This window comes from Mycolicibacterium aromaticivorans JS19b1 = JCM 16368 (assembly GCF_000559085.1).
GTDB classification, from domain to species: Bacteria; Actinomycetota; Actinomycetes; order Mycobacteriales; family Mycobacteriaceae; genus Mycobacterium; species Mycobacterium aromaticivorans.
This window is the reverse complement of the sequence record NZ_JALN02000001.1, coordinates 1501611-1518170: the sequence shown is the minus strand read 5'-3', so window position 1 is coordinate 1518170 and position 16560 is coordinate 1501611. Positions and strand designations below refer to the sequence as shown.

Genomic DNA, 16560 nt, shown 5'->3' with positions numbered 1-16560 from the left:
GGCAACAAGTTAACTAAGTGGAGGACTCCATCGTGGCCGTGAACATCAAGCCGCTCGAGGACAAGATCCTCGTACAGGCCAATGAGGCCGAGACGACCACCGCGTCGGGTCTGGTCATCCCGGACACCGCCAAGGAGAAGCCGCAGGAAGGCACTGTCGTTGCCGTCGGCCCCGGCCGCTGGGACGAGGACGGCGAGAAGCGGATTCCGCTGGACGTCGCTGAGGGCGACACTGTCATCTACAGCAAGTACGGCGGCACCGAGATCAAGTACAACGGCGAGGAGTACCTGATCCTGTCGGCCCGCGACGTGCTGGCGGTCGTCAACAAGTAGCAACCGTGAACCGCCCCGGAGATCCCCGTTGTCATGCGGGTGGTTTCCGGGGCGGAACGCGCTTAAGCGAAATCAGGACTGACATATGAGCAAATTGATTGAGTTCGACGAGACCGCACGCCGGGCCATGGAGATCGGCGTCGACAAGCTCGCCGACGCCGTGAAGGTGACCCTGGGTCCACGCGGTCGCCATGTAGTGCTCGCCAAGGCGTTCGGTGGCCCGACGGTCACCAACGACGGCGTGACCATCGCGCGTGAGATCGAGCTGGAAGATCCCTTCGAGAATCTTGGCGCGCAGCTGGTGAAGTCGGTGGCCACCAAGACCAACGACGTGGCCGGCGACGGAACTACGACGGCCACCGTACTGGCCCAGGCCATCATCAAGAACGGCCTGCGCAATGTGGCCGCCGGCGCGAACCCGATCGCCCTGGGCTCGGGCATCGGCCGGGCGGCTGATGCCGTGTCGGAGGCGCTGCTGGCTTCGGCCACGCCGGTGGCCGGCAAGACCGGTATCGCCCAGATTGCCACCGTCTCCTCGCGCGACGAAGAAGTTGGCGAGCTGGTCGGCGAGGCGATGACCAAGGTCGGCACCGACGGTGTGGTCAGCGTCGAGGAGTCCTCGACGATGAACACCGAGCTGGAGATCACCGACGGTGTCGGTTTCGACAAGGGCTTCATCTCGGCCTACTTCGTCACCGATTTCGATCTGCAGGAGGCCGTCCTCGAGGATGCGCTGATACTGCTGCACCGCGACAAGATCAGCTCACTGCCCGACCTGCTGCCGCTGCTGGAGAAGGTGGCCCAGGACGGGAAGCCGCTGCTGATCGTGGCCGAGGACGTCGAGGGTGAGGCGCTGTCGACTCTGGTCGTCAACGCAATTCGCAAGACGTTGAAGGCCGTTGCGGTCAAGGCGCCGTTCTTCGGTGACCGCCGCAAGGCGTTCCTCGATGACCTGGCGGTCGTGACCGGTGGCCAGGTGGTCAACCCCGACGTCGGCCTGCTGTTGCGTGAGGTCGGTCTGGAGGTGCTGGGCACCGCGCGCCGCGTGGTGGTCAGCAAGGATTCCACCGTCATCGTCGATGGCGGCGGATCTGCCGACGACATCGCGGCCCGCGTCAAGCAGCTCAAGAGCGAGATCGAGGCGAGCGAATCCGACTGGGACCGCGAGAAGCTGCAGGAGCGGCTGGCGAAGCTGGCCGGCGGCGTTGCGGTGATCAAGGTCGGTGCGGCCACCGAGACCGCGCTCAAGGAGCGCAAGCACCGGGTCGAGGACGCCGTATCGGCGGCCAAGGCTGCGGTCGAGGAGGGCATCGTCGCCGGTGGTGGCAGTGCTCTGGTTCAGGCCAACAAGGCGCTCGATGCGCTGCGTGCGGAGGTGTCCGGTGACGAGGCACTCGGCGTCGAGGTGTTCGCCTCGTCGCTGTCGGCCCCGCTGTTCTGGATCGCCACCAACGCCGGTTTCGACGGGGCGGTCGTGGTCAACAAGGTCGGCGAGCTGCCCACCGGGCACGGCTTCAATGCCGCGACGCTGACCTATGGTGATCTGATCGCCGACGGTGTGATCGATCCGGTGAAGGTGACCCGCTCCGCGGTGCTCAACGCCGCGTCGGTGGCACGCATGGTGCTCACCACCGAGACCGCGATCGTGGAGAAGCCGGTCGATGCCGACGAGCATGCCGGCCATGGTCATCACCACGGGCACGCGCACTAGTAGTTCTCTGCGAGACACCCCCGGTCCTGTTGGGCCGGGGGTGTTTTCGTTGTCAGGTCAGCGATGTCACGATGTCGACTTCCGAGGTCAGTGTTTGGTGCACCGGGCAACGCTCGGCGATCGCCAACAGCCGCTCGCGTTGGCTATCGTCAAGGTCGCCGACCAAGGTGATGGTCCGGTCGATGTGGCTGACCCAACCTTTCTTGGTCTCACACTCGGCGCAGTCTTCGGCGTGAATCCGCTTGTGCCGCAGGGACACCTCCACCTGATCTAGCGGCCAGCCCTTCTTGTTCGCATACAACCGCACCGTCATCGACGTGCATGCCCCTAGGCCTGCCAGTAACAAGTCATAGGGCGTCGGCCCGGCATCGCCGCCGATCGGCAGCGGTTCGTCCGCGAACAGCTGGTGCTTACCGGCGGTGATCTTCTGTGTGTAGGTGCCGGTGCCTGCTTCTGTCACCGTCACAGTGCCCTCGAGTGAAGCGGGTTCACTACCGGTGCTCGATGCCGTCATGGCTGCAATAGAACACCATCACTGCACGAGTGGTGTCGCATCCGCTCCTCGATGGTGAACTCGGAGGCGGTCCGAGACTCAACTAATCGGATTGCCCGGTGGTGTCGGCTGAATCGACACCAGGCGGAACGCGCCGGGCTGAGCGTCGTCGGGCGTGAACCGGACCACCAGCACATCCGGCGGGAACTGCGTGGCAAGGTCATTCAGTGTCCTGGGCATGAACACGCGGGTCTTCGCATTGGCGTGCCAACTGGGATCGAACTGGTCGACGCTGAGTTGGCTGACGCTGTCGATGGTGGAGTCCCAGCGTTCAACAGGCTCGGGTGCCGAATCGCCGAACCCGGTCGACTTCAGATACGCATCACCCTGTCCCGCAAGCGTTATCGCCGTACGCCCGCCGAGCGGTATGCCGGTAATGGTGCCATTGACGGCGTCGGCCGTGACTGACGTCAGACGGGTGGTGCATACGTTGTCGATGACGTTGGCCGGTGTGCAGGCAACGGGCAACGGGTCGGCGTGCGCCGCAGCGCCGGGCGCGGCAACGGCGGCAAGGGCCGCGCCGGCGCCGACGATGGCACCGCGGCAATTGATCGGCATGGGCCCTCCTTTACGCCACTGCACGGTATTTCGGTTGAAGGGGGGTAACAGTTACTACGTCGCGGTTGCTGCGCGTGTTCGACGAGTGGGTCACCCGCCGCTGAGGACGATAGTTCTCGAGGTAGCGGTCGATCTGTTCCTGCGGAAGCGGCGCCGAGAAGATGCTCACCGGGCTCGTCGCCTCGTCGAAAGCCTCCGACTTTGACAGCTTTCGAGACGCTGTGCGGAAACCCATCACCGAACCGGCAAGGCAGGCCACCAAGCCGACGAAGAAGGCCACGGCCACAGCACTGCCGGTCGCCAGGGCGCCGACCAGCAGCCCGAGCGCGGCGAACCCCATCACTAGCAGCACATACGCCAGGGCAGAGGCAGTCGACGCGGACATGCGTCGGTCAATGTTCATCGATCTCACTCCAATCGTATTGCGTTCAGAACGCTACGCGTAGCGTAGCGATCGATACGTATAACGTAGCGTAATTCCCGGCACGTAGATTCCCGTGCTGCTGAGAGGAGGTGCGATGGCGTTACGTCATCGAGTTGAAGACGGCATCGCGGAGTCGACGTTGCACCTGCTGCGCACCGGCGGACCCCGCGCCGTCACTGTCGAGGCCGTCGCCGCCCACTCCGGTATCGCGAAAACCACGATTTATCGCAGGCACCCCAATCGTCGCGACATGCTCTCGAGCGCGTTGTCGGCCGTTGCGTCACCGGAGCCGCTGAACCCGGACACCGAAGCCGCGGACCAGCTTCGGTGGCTCATCCACCACGCAGTCGAAACCATCGATAGCGGCATCGGTTTCGGCGGTCTTGCGGCGATGATGACCGATGACGACCCGGAATTCACCGAGGTATTCCGGAGCATTCTTGCCGGCCAGCGGGCGGAACTATCGGGCGTCATCGACAGCGCAAAAGCCAGCGGCTCGATGCGGGCCGACATCGACAACGCGACGCTGATCGACGCGATCGTCGGCGCGTACATTGCCGAGCGCGCACGCACCGGGCAGGTGGCCGCCGGATGGGATGAGCGCGTCTTCGACCTGGTTTGGCCGGCGGTCGAGGCCGGCCGCTAGTTGTACTCGGCTTAGACATTGGTGACGGATCGCTATTGCTGTAGGGAGGACCTCCGGGCTTAGTGGAGATGTCTGACGTCTTCACCAGTCCACGGAGGTCCTCGTGTCCCACGCTAATGCCCGTTTGACCGTTCATGGTCGTCTGCTGCTCGTTGAGCGGATCGTTAAGGGACACCGACCGGTGTCTCATGTCGCTGCCGAATTAGGAGTGTCGCGCCAGTGCGCTCACCGATGGGTGCGCCGGTTTCGCGATGAAGGCGTTGCCGGGTTGTCGGATCGCTCCTCACGACCACACCGCTGCCCGCGCCGCACATCAGCTGTCATTGAAGATGCGGTCCTCGAACTGCGCCGCGCCAGTAGGCGGGGCCAGGACTGGATCGGCGCCGAACTCGGTCTGCCGGCCCGCACGATCTCGGCGATCTTGCGCCGCCACCAGCTGCCGTATCTGAGGGACTGCGACCCGCTGACCGGTGACGTGATCCGGTCATCGAAAGCGACCGCGGTCCGCTACGAACGGGCACGCCCCGGAGAACTAATTCATATGGATGTCAAGAAGATTGGCCGCATCCCTGACGGAGGCGGATGGAAGGCTCACGGCCGAGCCAAGAGCAGATCTGCTGCACAGAGGAACGCGCGCATCGGGTTCGACTACGTGCACTCCGTCGTTGACGACCATTCGCGGCTGGCCTACTCAGAGATCCTGCCCGATGAAAAGGGAGCGACGTGCGGTGAGTTTTTAGCCAGGGCCGCCGAGTACTTCCGCGCCCACGGCATCCCGACCATCGAGAGACTCATCACCGACAACCACTGGAGTTATCGACGCTCCGCCGATGTCGCGGCTGTCATCGCAGGCCTGGGCGCCAAGCACGTCTTCATCAAGCCGCATTGCCCCTGGCAGAACGGGAAAGTGGAGCGCTACAACCGCACCCTGCAGACCGAGTGGGCCTACCAGCAGATATTCACCACCAACGACGCTCGCAGCGCTGCCCTTGCACCCTGGCTCGAGGACTACAACAATCGACGACGCCACTCAGCCCTCGGAGGCCAACCCCCGATTAGCAGACTGACGCCAACGTCCTAGCCGAGTACAGCTAGTCGCGACCGCCGACAACTAGCGCGTGGTCGTTGAAGAACATCAGGCCAAGGCCCTGGTGCTCAGTTCGTCGCGGTGGTGCGTCATGTGCAGTCTGGTCATCGCCAGCAGATTGACCCAGGACGCGCCGGGCCAGGGCGATCACCGGCGATCTACTGTCGAACCATGCGCGCAACCCTGATGTACGAGGCCGGCGACGTCCGCGTCGAGGATGTACCGGATCCTGTATTGAAAGATCCCACCGACGCCATCGTGCGGGTCACCCGCTCCTGCATCTGCGGCAGCGACCTGTGGCCGTACAAATCCATGCCGCACAAGGACGACGGCCGCCGGATGGGCCACGAATTCATCGGCGTCGTCGAGGACATCGGCGCCGACGTCGGGGGCCTTCAGCGCGGTGATCTGGTCGTCGCGCCGTTCGTCTGGGCGGACAACACCTGCGACTTCTGCCGCGAGGGCTTGCAGACGTCGTGTCGGCACGGTGGCGGTTGGGGCGCTCGCGGGGTCGATGCCGGGCAGGGCGAGGCGGTGCGCGTTCCCCAGGCGCAAGGCACGCTGGTGAAGCTTCCCGTTGCCGAAGACTCGGCACTGATGCCGTCGCTGCTGACGTTGTCCGATGTGTTCTGCACCGGTCACCACGGCGTGGTCACCGCTCGTGTGCGGCCCGGATCGTCGGTGACCGTCGTCGGCGACGGTGCGGTCGGCCTGTGCGCGGTGCTGGCCGCCAAGCGACTCGGCGCCGACCAGATCATCCTCAACGGCCGTCACACCAGCCGGACCGATCTGGGCCGCGATTTCGGTGCCACCGATGTCGTGGCCGAGCGCGGCGACGAAGCCGTCGAGAAGATCCGGGAACTGACCGGTGGTGACGGCACCAACGCTGTCATCGAATGCGTCGGCACCGAGCAGTCGCTCGTCACCGCGCTCGGCGCCGTCCGCGCCGGTGGCGCGGTCAGCAGGCTCGGTGTCTCCCAATACCGCAACGTCCCACTCGGATTCGACACCATGATGCGCAACATCACCCTCACCGGTGGTGCCGCACCCGCCCGCGCTTACATCGAGGAACTCATGCCCGACATCCTGGACGGCGTCATCGAACCCGGCCGGGTTTTCGACCGGTTGATCGGGCTCGACGAGACGCCCGACGGCTACCGCGCGATGGCCGACCGCGAAGCGCTCAAGGTGCTGATCAGACCCTGACATAACGGCTCGGCGAAGGTTGCCGCATCGCAACGTCCGTCGCAGTAAAGTGCTGCTCGTGGTCAACGTGTTCGCCGGTGCAGGAGGTCGCTGGCTGGCGGTCGCGGCTTCGGTGACCGTTGCCGGGGCGATGTTCTACGCCCAAAGCACCGAAACCAAGTGTTGTGTTGCGGCGCCGACGGTTTCGCCCGCCGCCCAGACCGCCGTCGCAGCCGACGTACCGCGCATCGCGCAGGCCACTGAAGCGGAGCTGCTGGCCGCCGGCGCACCCGTCGCCGGCGGCAACTTCCAGATGGCGTTGCCGCGTGGAATCGCCCCCGAGCAAGGCCTCCAGATCCACACCATCTGGGTGGCCCGCGCGATCAGCGTGATGTTCCTGGAGATCAAGACGATCGGCGGTTACCGGCAGGATGCACTGAAGTGGCATCCCAACGGCTTGGCCATTGACGTCATGATCCCGAACTATCACACCCCGGAAGGGATCGAACTCGGCAACCAGATCGCCGGCTTCGCCCTGGCGAACGCCAAGCGATGGGGTGTGCTGCACGTGATCTGGCGGCAAGGCTTCTACCCGGGGATCGGGGCGCCGAGCTGGACGGCGGACTACGGCAACGAAACCGCCAACCACTTCGACCACGTTCATATCGCCACCGACGGCGGCGGCTACCCGACCGGGCGTGAGACGTACTTCCTCGGATCGATGCAATCAGAGCCGGCCTAGCTGGTGCTCACCCCGCACGGCTGAGATGGCGCCTCGATACGACAAGCCCTGGCGACGGCCCGGCGCCGCGGCGTACGCCCGCCGTCGGATCCGGGCGTTCCTGCATCCCCCGGTGACTGTGGTGCCCGCGCCGGTCGATCTGCTCAAAGACCACGACGTGGCTGTCCGGATGCGTGACGGGGTGGCGTTGCGCGTCAACGTTTATCGCCCACCCGGGCGGGGTCCCTTCCCGGTCATCCTCTCGGTGCACCCCTATGGCAAAGATGCCCTGCCGCGCCGAACTCGCCGAGGATGGCGGCTCAACTTTCAATTCCGGATCATGAATCAGCCTGCACCGATACAGATTTCCAGCGAAACCGGTTGGGAGGCACCGGATCCGGTGGCATGGGTCGCACGCGGCTACGTCGTGATCAATGCCGACGCGCGCGGCGCAGGCACCTCCGACGGGACCGGTTCACTGCTGTCCGACGACGAGGCCCGCGACACCTATGACCTGATCGAGTGGGCCGGAACGCAGCCCTGGTCCAACGGTCGGGTGGGAATGCTGGGTGTTTCGTATCTGGCTCTCTCACAATATAAGTCGGCTGCCTTGCACCCGCCGCATCTCGCGGCGATCTGCCCATGGGAGGGGTTCACCGACGCCTACCGCGACTTCATGACACCGGGCGGCGTCCCCGAGCGCGGTTTCTCGGTGATCTGGCAGACCCTGACGCGCCGGGTCGCCCGCCTGTCGGTCGACATCGGCGAGCAGCGGCGCCGGCATCCGCTGCGCGACGAGTGGTGGCAGTCCATCACCCCCGACCTCGCGCGCATCGAGGTGCCAATCCTGGCCTGCGCCAGCTTCTCCGACCACAACCTGCACAGCCAGGGCTCATGGCGACTGATCGAACAGGCGGGCTCGGCCGAACGCAGCGCATACACGCACCGCGGCGGGAAATGGGCTGTGTTCTACAGCGACGATGCCCAGCGTGCGCAGACGGCGTTCTTCGACCGTCACCTGCGCAACCTCGACGCGCCCGCGCTTCCGCGGGTGCGTCTGGAAGTCCGCGAACGCGGCGACACCGTGGTCGCCGTGCGCACCGAGAACGAGTGGCCATTGAGCCGGACACGCTGGACCACAATGCATCTCGGCAACGATGGAAAGCTGGGCGAGTCGGCGCCAACGGCTGTCGGCGCCGCGACGTTTCGGCTGAGGCGGCAAGCGATCGCGTTCTCGCACCACTTCGACCGCGACGTGGAGCTCACCGGCCCGATGAGCCTGCGGCTGCGGATCTCGCTGGACGGCAATGACGACGCGCATCTGTTCGTCGGCGTCGAAAAGTGGAGCGACGGGCAGTACGTACCGTTCGAGGGGTCGTACGGCTACGGCAGGGACCGGATCGCAGACGGGCGGCTGCGGCTGGCGCTGCGGGACTCTCTGGACGCGCTCACGCCGCTGCAACCGGGAGAGGTTGTCGACGCCGACATCGCGCTGAGCGCCTCGTCGACGTTGTTTCGGGCCGGCGACGAGCTGCGGTTGCTGATCGCCGGGCGGTACCTCGAACCGTTCAACCCTCTGTTCGGCCACCTACCCGCGCGATACACACCCAGCCGGCGCGGGAATGCGGTCGTGCACTGGGGGCCGGGCGCCTCGGCGCTCACGATCCCGGTGATACCGGGATGAGAATGCAAATACGGCGGCGTTCGACCCAACAGGTATCCGTTCTCGACACTGGAGGTCTTCGATGCGTATCGCGGTAGCAGGCGCAACCGGCAACATCGGTGCTCGCACCGTCGCGGCCCTGGAGCGCGACGGGCATGACGTCGTGCGGATCAGCCGGTCCGATGGTGTCGACCTGATCACCGGCGAGGGCCTGGATGCGGCGCTGAAGGGGGTCGACGCTGTGGTCGACGCCATCAGCGCGCCGCCAATGGGTGTGGACGAGACCCGTGAGTATTTCGCAACCACGACGACAAACCTGCTCGCAGCCGAGCAACGCGCCGGCGTGCGTCATCACGTGCTTCTGTCGATCGTCGGGATCCACCGGCAAGAAGCCGGAACCGCCCATCACATGGGCAAGGTGGCGCAGGAACAGTTGATCGAGGCCGGCTCGGTTCCCTGGACGATCGTCCCGGCGACCCAGTTCCACGACTTCGCGGCGATGGTCGCCGGCTGGAGCGAGCACGACGGCGTCGCGTTCATCCCGCCGCTGCTCGTGCAGCCCATCGCACCGGACGACATCGCCGCCGTGCTCGCCGAGATCGCGGGCGGCGAGCCACAGGGCAGACACGTCGACGTCGCCGGCCCGGAAACTCAGGATCTGGTGGATATGGCCCGACGGACCCATGCCGTGCACGGCAAGTCGGTGAAGCTGGTTCCGACCTGGGAGGGTCCGCAGGGGGTCGAGTTCGCCGGCAATGTGCTTCTGCCCGGCGACGGCGCGCGGATCGCCCCGACGACGTTCGAACAGTGGCTGGCGGCAGGCGCTCAGTGAGAAAGAGGCCCACCCCGGATGGGGATGGGCCTCTTCACATGTTTGCTGGAAATCAGGCGGTCCGGCGAATTCCGCGCTTGAGCAACAACTCGCGTTCCGCTTCGCTCAATCCTCCCCAGATGCCGTACGGCTCGGCGACAGCCAGCGCATGTGAACGGCATTGGGCAATCACCGGGCAACTCCGGCACATTTCCTTGGCGCGCATCTCACGCTGGGCGCGGGCGCGGCCACGTTCCCCGTCGGGGTGGAAGAACATCGACGAATCGACACCTCGGCAGACGCCCTGCATCTGCCAATCCCAGATGTCTGCGTTCGGGCCAGGTAGCTGCTGCGGCTGTGGCATTGGAAAACCCCTCTCTCCGCACATCTTTCAATATGCGTGAGTTGTGGAACCGATCTGAGCACTGTCGCCGGTGACTACTCGTGATCACAAATTAGGGGCGCGTCGCAAAGCGCGTCAATAGCCATGCCATGTGCGCAATCACATAATCGCAGCTCGAGAATTTACATCACGTTCATCATTGCGACCCACCGTCGCCGGGCGGCGTGCTATTCGATGCACGTCGATCGTGATGGTTTCGTGATTTGCGCAGTACGGCGCCCTCCGCATCGGCAGCTGAATTCCTGGTGCTCAATAGGCAGTAAACACGGCTGTAACACAGCGACCATGAACTGTTAACTGAGATCTTTTCCGTCCGCGGTTGATAGCGTGCCGAGGCAGATGGACGTCTCCGCGCTGACCGCCGCCGCTTTCGGCGACCACCCCGACTGCTGGCCGCTGCCCGCCGGGGACACACCCGAACAGCTGTGGCAGCGGGCGGTCGCCGCCGCCGGCCAGGGCCGCTACAGCAGTGCGCGCGCGGATCTCGCCGAGCTGCGCCGCCGGGACGCCGCCGGGGCGTTCGCATCGCTGTCGTTGAGTACCGAGGCGTCGTTGCTGCGCCAGCTCGGGGGGCACCGGTTGGCGGCTGGCTGGGACGGCCGCGCGCTGGCGCTGGCGCCGACCGCCGCGGATCATCCGATGTTTGTGCAGGCCTGTGCCGACGCGATCGTCGGTTTGGCCGCCGACGCTCTGGGAGTGGGTCGGCTCGCGGCCGCGGCACGGCTACTCGAGCGGGCCGGTGAGCTGACGGCTGGGTCCGGGGTGCCGCGGCTGGCTGTTCGTCTGCAGTGGGTTCGCGCTGAACTGGCGATGGCCGGTGGATACGGCGAGGAGGCCGTGGCGCACGCGCGGTGCGGGATCGAGATTGCCGAGCAGGCGTCGCCCGCCTTGCTACGGCATCGGGTCAAAAGCGATGTGGTGCTCGCCGCGGCGCTGTGTTGTGCCGGAGCGCTCGAGTCCGCGCGTGCGGTCGCTGATGCGGCGTTGAGCGACACCGAGACCCATGGTCTGGTTCCGCTGCGGTGGGCGCTGGCGTGTCTGCTGATCGATATCGGTAGTGCATCGCTTACGTCACAGCAGGTCTCGACCATCCGAGACGACTGTGCTGGCCTTATCACGCGGCGCGGTGGCCGATGGAGCCGCGGCTAACGCCCGATCGACAGGCCGGGCCGATATTGTCTAGCTGAATGGCTGCCGGGAAGCGTCCCGTACGTAACGTTGGAGATATCGCCGTCGATGACAATTCCAGGAGAACGTCTCGACGCCGCCGTTGCTGAGGCAGTGGCCGGCAGCCGGGATGCCCTCCGGGAAGTTGTGGAGACCATCCGCCCCATCGTGGTCCGTTATGTCCGGGCTCGCCTCGGGGCCACGGAGCGGGTCGGTCTCTCCGCCGACGACGTCGCTCAGGAGGTTTGCTTGGCCGCCATCCAGGCGCTGCCGCGCTACCAGGATCAGGGTCGCCCCTTCCTGGCCTTCGTGTACGGCATCGCTGCCCATAAGGTCGCCGACGCGCATCGCGCTTCGGCCCGTAACCGATCCGATCCCACCGATGTGGTGCCGGAGCGGTTCTCGCTCGACGCAGGGCCCGAGCAGATGGCGATGCAGTCGGATTCCGCCGCGCGGATGACCAAGTTGCTGCAGATCCTGCCCGAGAAGCAGCGTGAGATCCTCATGCTGCGCATCGTGGTCGGGTTGTCCGCCGAGGAGACCGCCGACGCGGTCGGCAGCACACCCGGGGCGGTACGCGTCGCCCAGCACCGCGCGTTGGCGAAGCTCAAGAACGAGATCACCGCGGCAGGTAACGGCTATGCCTGACTTCGGACGTTCCTCCCGCAACGACGAGCCGTCGCTGGACGCCATTCTGGCCAGCGAGCGGTTCATCGACGCCTTGGCGTCGGGGCATCCGGTGGCGCCGCAAGATCGGGCCGACGCCGAGCTGGCCGACCTGCTGGGTGGATGGCGCGACGAAATGCGCTGGCCGCCGGCGACCGGCCTCATCACCGAGCGTGACGCCGTCACCGCACTGCGCGCCGGGCTGGCGGAGAAGCAGAGCAGCGGACGCAGCCGGCGCGGGTTGAGCATCGTCGGCGCGGCAGCCGCCGGTGTGCTTGCCCTCGGCGGTTTCGGTGCGGTCGTGGCCGGTGCCGGACCGGGAGATGCGCTCTACGGACTGCGGTCGTGGCTGTTCGGTGCGCCCACCCAGGTCCGCGACGACCAGGTGGCTCTGGCTTCGGCCAAGGAGCAGCTCCAGCAAGTGCAGCAGTTGGTCGCCCAGGGCGACTGGCAGCAGGCCCAGGCCAAGCTCGTGGAGGTCAACAACCAGGTGAGCGCGGTGGCCGACCAGCCGGAGAAGCAGCAGGTCCTCGAGCAGTGGAACCAGCTGTCGGCGAAGGTCGTGCAGAAGGATCCGGAGGCGACGGTGCCGCCCGGCATCACCTACACCGTGCCGGCGTCTGCCGCTGAGCTCGTCCCGGCCGTGATCACGCCGACCACCGGACCCGAGGTGCCGCCGACCACCGTTCCGGGTCAGCCGTCGATCACGATCTCGACGACACCCGACGGGACCGGCACGTTGGGCCCGTCGACGTCGGACACTCCGACCTCGTCGGTCGGGCAGACTGATCCGTCGACCACCACGACGGCTCCCTCGACGACGACCGCCGCGCCGACCACGACGACACAGCCGACCACGACGGCGCCCACGACGCCGACGAGCGCGACGCCGACCACGACCACGACCAGGTTGACGACGACGACCACCACCACCACCACGCTGGCCGGTACCACCTCGAGCCCCAGTTCGGCTGCCCAGTCGCCGGCCGCGGCGACAACCACCGCGCCGGCCCCGCAATCCCCTGCCGCGGCGGCGACATCGTCGGCCGTGGTCGAACAGTCCTCGGCGCCGGTGGCACCGTCAGCGGCGGCTACCGCGACCGCCACGGCGACGGCGCCTCAGACCATTGCGTCGATTCCGTCGACGGCGATCCAGACCCCGCGGATGCAGTCGCCGGGTGGTGTGATGACCACCACGATGATGTTCCCGATGCCGCAGGCGCCCGCGTTACCGCAATTGCCGAAGCTGCCCAGCTTCGGCGGGTAGATCAGAGGTTTCGCGCTCGGCGGAATTGAATGCCGGGCTCAGCGGAAGCCGTCGTAGTCCGAGGTGGCTTCGTTGAGTGAGGCGTCGGCATATCCGCGGCAGTAATCCCACGTGACGTAGGCGTCCGGCTCGGGATCGTACGCGGGCTCGTGCGGGCGGACCGTCCCGTCGACCAACAACTGAAGTAGGTTGGCGCGCAACATATCCCAGTCGTGGTAGTGGTCTTGCTGGCATTCGTCACAGCAGACAACCAGGCCGCGGATGCCGCGGTGCGCCAGCAGGGCCTCGTACACAGCCAGATCTGCCAGATCGGCCTCGACCGCGGCGCGCTCCTGGGGATCCAGGGGTTGACCCGGTTCCAGCGCATCCAACGCGGCCGACGGGTCGGCGGGGTCGTCGGCGAACGGATCTGGTGGCAGGCCTGGTGGGAGGTGGTCGCGCACGGCTCCACACTACGTAACGCGGCGGGTATCGCGCCAGGGAACGTGACCGTGAGCCGATAGGATGGTGTCCACATTCCGCCACTGATGGGGGCCTCACCGATGACCATTGCCGAAGGCAGCACCGGCCGCATCGACGGCTTGACCGCGCATCTGAATGCCCTGCTGGGGGAATCGGTTCCCACCGGCGGTGACGACCCCAACAAGATCGCGATGCTGGGTCTGACATTCGACGATGTGCTGCTGCTGCCCGCCGCCTCCGACGTGGTGCCTGCCACCGCCGACACGTCGAGCCAGCTGACGAAGAAGATCCGGCTCAAGGTGCCGCTGGTCAGCTCGGCGATGGACACCGTGACCGAGGCCCGGATGGCGATCGCGATGGCGCGCCAGGGCGGTATGGGCGTACTGCACCGCAACCTGTCCATCACCGAGCAGGCCGGACAGGTGGAGATGGTCAAGCGCTCCGAGGCCGGCATGGTGACCGACCCCGTGACGTGCTCGCCGGACAACACGCTGGCCGAAGTCGACGCGATGTGCGCCCGATTCCATATCTCGGGCCTGCCGGTCGTCGACGAGAAGGGCTCACTTGTCGGCATCATCACCAACCGGGACATGCGCTTCGAAGTCGACATGAACAAGCCGGTCGCCGAAGTGATGACCAAGGCTCCGCTGATCACCGCCCAGGAGGGCGTGACCGCCGACGCCGCACTGGGTCTGTTGCGGCGCAACAAGATTGAGAAGCTGCCCATTGTCGACGGGCATGGCCGGCTCACCGGTCTGATCACCGTCAAGGACTTCGTCAAGACCGAGCAGCACCCGCTGGCCACCAAGGACAGTGACGGCCGACTGCTGGTCGGTGCGGCCGTCGGCGTCGGCGACGACGCGTGGGACCGGGCGATGGCCTTGGTCGACGCCGGAGTGGACGTGCTGATCGTCGACACCGCGCATGCCCACAACCGCCGGGTGCTCGACACCGTCGGCAAGCTCAAGGCCGAGGTGGGCCATCGGGTCGAGATCGTCGGCGGCAACGTCGCCACCCGCAGCGGCGCCGCGGCTCTGGTCGAGGCCGGCGCCGACGCGGTCAAGGTCGGGGTGGGCCCCGGATCGATCTGCACCACCCGGGTGGTCGCCGGCGTCGGAGCGCCACAAATCACGGCGATCCTCGAAGCCACGGCGGTGTGCAGGCCGGCCGGCGTCCCCGTGATCGCCGACGGCGGTCTGCAGTATTCGGGGGACATCGCCAAAGCGCTGGCGGCGGGCGCGTCGACGGCGATGCTGGGCTCCCTGCTGGCCGGCACCGCCGAGGCTCCCGGCGACCTGATCTTCGTCAACGGCAAGCAGTTCAAGAGCTACCGCGGCATGGGCTCGCTGGGCGCGATGCAGGGTCGAGGCGCTGCCGGATCCACCGGGCGCAGCTATTCCAAGGACCGCTATTTCCAGGACGACGTGTTGAGTGAGGACAAGCTGGTGCCGGAAGGCATCGAGGGCCGGGTGCCGTTCCGCGGTCCGCTGGCCACCGTCATTCACCAACTCACCGGTGGCCTTCGCGCCGCCATGGGTTACACGGGCGCCTCCGGCATCGAGGGACTGCAGCACGCGCAGTTCGTCCGGATCACCGCTGCGGGTCTCAAGGAGAGCCACCCGCACGACGTCACCATGACGGTCGAAGCCCCCAACTACTACGCCCGCTAGGGGTCAAGCTGTGCGCGACATGGTTGAAATCGGCATGGGCAGAACTGCCCGCCGCACGTACGAACTCGACGAGATCAACATCGTTCCGTCCCGGCGGACGCGGTCGTCGAAGGACGTCTCCACGGCGTGGCAGCTCGATGCCTACCGATTCGAGATCCCCGTCGTGGCTCATCCCACCGACGCGTTGGTGTCGGTGGAATTCGCCATCGAACTCGGCCGCCTCGGCGGCCTGGGTGTGCTCAACGGTGAAGGACTGATCGGCCGCCACGCCGACGTCGAGGCCAAGATCAGGGAGGTGATCGAGGCTGCCGACAAGGAGCCCGAGCCGTCCGCGGCGATCCGCCTGCTCCAACAGTTGCACGCCGCGCCGCTCGACCCCGAGCTCCTCGGTGCGGCGGTGTCCCGAATCCGCGACGCCGGCGTCACCACCGCGGTCCGGGTGAGCCCGCAGAACGCGCAGGCGCTGACGCCCGCACTGGTGCAGGCCGGCATCGACCTCCTGGTCATCCAGGGCACGATCATTTCCGCCGAGCGGGTGGCGTCCGATGGTGAGCCACTTAATTTGAAGACGTTCATCTCCGAGCTGGACATCCCCGTGGTGGCCGGCGGCGTGCTGGATCACCGCACGGCGCTGCATCTGATGCGTACTGGCGCCGCCGGCGTGATCGTGGGCTACGGCTCGACGTTCGGGGTGACCACCAGCGACGAGGTGCTGGGCATCAGCGTGCCGATGGCGACGGCCATCGCCGATGCGGCCGCGGCTCGGCGGGAGTACCTCGACGAGACCGGTGGGCGTTACGTCCACGTGCTGGCCGACGGCGACATTCACACCTCCGGTGACCTCGCCAAGGCGATCGCCTGCGGCGCCGATGCCGTCGTGCTCGGCACTCCGCTGGCCGAATCCGCCGAGGCCCTGGGCGATGGCTGGTTCTGGCCGGTGGCCGCGGCGCACCCGTCGCTGCCGCGCGGCGCCCTGCTGCAGATCGCCGCGGGGGAGCGGCCGTCGCTGGACCGGGTGCTCAACGGGCCTTCCGATGACCCGTTCGGCTCGCTCAACCTGGTCGGCGGCCTGCGCCGGTCGATGGCCAAGGCCGGGTATTGCGACCTCAAGGAGTTCCAGAAGGTCGGACTCACCGTCGGCCGCTGAGCGTCCTCGCGCCGAGCGTCACACCAGTGACGCGTTCGGCGCCGAACGTGACGCGAGGGTGACGGTCGAAGATTTAGGCGCACCTCG

General features: G+C 66.6%; 18 protein-coding genes. 13 read left to right on the top strand and 5 right to left on the bottom strand.

The genetic code is table 11. From position 1 onward, the window contains the following. The first annotated feature begins 29 nt into the window (after positions 1-29). Both groES and groL read left to right on the top strand, forming a co-directional pair. Positions 30-332 carry a co-chaperone GroES gene (gene groES, locus Y900_RS07310; RefSeq protein WP_036346100.1) on the top strand — a complete coding sequence of 101 codons (303 nt, stop codon included), beginning with the start codon at positions 30-32 and terminating at the stop codon, positions 330-332. 85 nt (positions 333-417) lie between these two features. Next, a complete protein-coding gene (groL, locus tag Y900_RS07305; RefSeq protein WP_036340700.1) occupies positions 418-2043 on the top strand; it encodes a chaperonin GroEL in 1626 nt (541 codons plus the stop codon). 52 nt (positions 2044-2095) lie between these two features. Here groL and Y900_RS07300 read toward each other — a convergent pair whose 3' ends face one another. The 3 genes from Y900_RS07300 to Y900_RS07290 form a co-directional block, all read right to left on the bottom strand. Continuing rightward, positions 2096-2557, bottom strand: coding sequence for an OsmC family protein (locus Y900_RS07300; protein WP_036340697.1), 462 nt, complete (start codon positions 2555-2557; stop codon positions 2096-2098). Between the two features lie 78 nt (positions 2558-2635). Further along, entirely contained in the window at positions 2636-3154 is a 519-nt protein-coding gene (locus Y900_RS07295; RefSeq protein WP_081845017.1) for a hypothetical protein, read from the bottom strand. Between the two features lie 10 nt (positions 3155-3164). After that, on the bottom strand, positions 3165-3494 hold the full coding sequence (locus Y900_RS07290; protein ID WP_131536114.1) for a hypothetical protein: 330 nt from the start codon (positions 3492-3494) through the stop codon (positions 3165-3167). A gap of 178 nt (positions 3495-3672) precedes the next feature. On the opposite strand from Y900_RS07290, the gene Y900_RS07285 reads away from it, so the two are divergent. From Y900_RS07285 to Y900_RS07260, 6 genes are all read left to right on the top strand, one after another. Next, positions 3673-4224: a TetR/AcrR family transcriptional regulator gene (locus Y900_RS07285; RefSeq protein ID WP_036340693.1), complete on the top strand. Its 552-nt coding sequence runs from the start codon at positions 3673-3675 to the stop codon at positions 4222-4224. Positions 4225-4327: 103 nt separating this feature from the next. Continuing rightward, the gene (locus tag Y900_RS07280) at positions 4328-5305 is read left to right on the top strand and encodes an IS481 family transposase (RefSeq protein ID WP_036338172.1); all 978 of its coding nucleotides are present in this window, start codon (positions 4328-4330) and stop codon (positions 5303-5305) included. Positions 5306-5482: 177 nt separating this feature from the next. Continuing rightward, positions 5483-6517 carry a zinc-binding dehydrogenase gene (locus Y900_RS07275; protein ID WP_036340690.1) on the top strand — a complete coding sequence of 345 codons (1035 nt, stop codon included), beginning with the start codon at positions 5483-5485 and terminating at the stop codon, positions 6515-6517. Between the two features lie 130 nt (positions 6518-6647). Beyond that, complete coding sequence (locus Y900_RS07270; RefSeq protein WP_420329800.1) at positions 6648-7238, top strand: VldE C-terminal domain-containing protein; 591 nt, start codon at positions 6648-6650, stop codon at positions 7236-7238. A gap of 25 nt (positions 7239-7263) precedes the next feature. Beyond that, positions 7264-8901 (top strand): CocE/NonD family hydrolase, encoded by a 1638-nt coding sequence (locus tag Y900_RS07265; RefSeq protein WP_036340688.1) that lies wholly within the window; start codon positions 7264-7266, stop codon positions 8899-8901. Positions 8902-8962: 61 nt separating this feature from the next. After that, a complete protein-coding gene (locus Y900_RS07260; RefSeq protein ID WP_036340686.1) occupies positions 8963-9712 on the top strand; it encodes an SDR family oxidoreductase in 750 nt (249 codons plus the stop codon). A gap of 52 nt (positions 9713-9764) precedes the next feature. On the opposite strand, the gene Y900_RS07255 is transcribed toward Y900_RS07260, so the two are convergent. Then, on the bottom strand, positions 9765-10055 hold the full coding sequence (locus Y900_RS07255; RefSeq protein WP_036340684.1) for a WhiB family transcriptional regulator: 291 nt from the start codon (positions 10053-10055) through the stop codon (positions 9765-9767). 378 nt (positions 10056-10433) lie between these two features. Here Y900_RS07255 and Y900_RS07250 point away from each other — a divergent pair, with 378 nt between their 5' ends. The 3 genes from Y900_RS07250 to Y900_RS07240 all read left to right on the top strand — a co-directional run bounded on the left by Y900_RS07250 (position 10434) and on the right by Y900_RS07240 (position 13194). Next, positions 10434-11243: a hypothetical protein gene (locus Y900_RS07250; RefSeq protein ID WP_036340682.1), complete on the top strand. Its 810-nt coding sequence runs from the start codon at positions 10434-10436 to the stop codon at positions 11241-11243. An 87-nt stretch (positions 11244-11330) separates the two neighbouring features. Beyond that, positions 11331-11909 carry a sigma-70 family RNA polymerase sigma factor gene (locus Y900_RS07245; RefSeq protein ID WP_036340681.1) on the top strand — a complete coding sequence of 193 codons (579 nt, stop codon included), beginning with the start codon at positions 11331-11333 and terminating at the stop codon, positions 11907-11909. Beyond that, positions 11902-13194 (top strand): anti-sigma-D factor RsdA, encoded by a 1293-nt coding sequence (locus Y900_RS07240; RefSeq protein ID WP_051659939.1) that lies wholly within the window; start codon positions 11902-11904, stop codon positions 13192-13194. The genes Y900_RS07245 and Y900_RS07240 overlap by 8 nt, the downstream gene beginning before the upstream one ends. Before the next feature lie 38 nt (positions 13195-13232). Here Y900_RS07240 and Y900_RS07235 read toward each other — a convergent pair whose 3' ends face one another. Then, complete coding sequence (locus Y900_RS07235; RefSeq protein WP_036340680.1) at positions 13233-13637, bottom strand: DUF5319 domain-containing protein; 405 nt, start codon at positions 13635-13637, stop codon at positions 13233-13235. 99 nt (positions 13638-13736) lie between these two features. Between Y900_RS07235 and guaB the strand changes: the two genes are divergently transcribed. Both guaB and Y900_RS07225 read left to right on the top strand, forming a co-directional pair. Next, on the top strand, positions 13737-15326 hold the full coding sequence (guaB, locus tag Y900_RS07230) for an IMP dehydrogenase (protein WP_272945543.1): 1590 nt from the start codon (positions 13737-13739) through the stop codon (positions 15324-15326). Between the two features lie 19 nt (positions 15327-15345). Further along, positions 15346-16473: a GuaB3 family IMP dehydrogenase-related protein gene (locus Y900_RS07225; protein ID WP_102809340.1), complete on the top strand. Its 1128-nt coding sequence runs from the start codon at positions 15346-15348 to the stop codon at positions 16471-16473. The last annotated feature ends 87 nt before the right edge of the window (positions 16474-16560 follow it).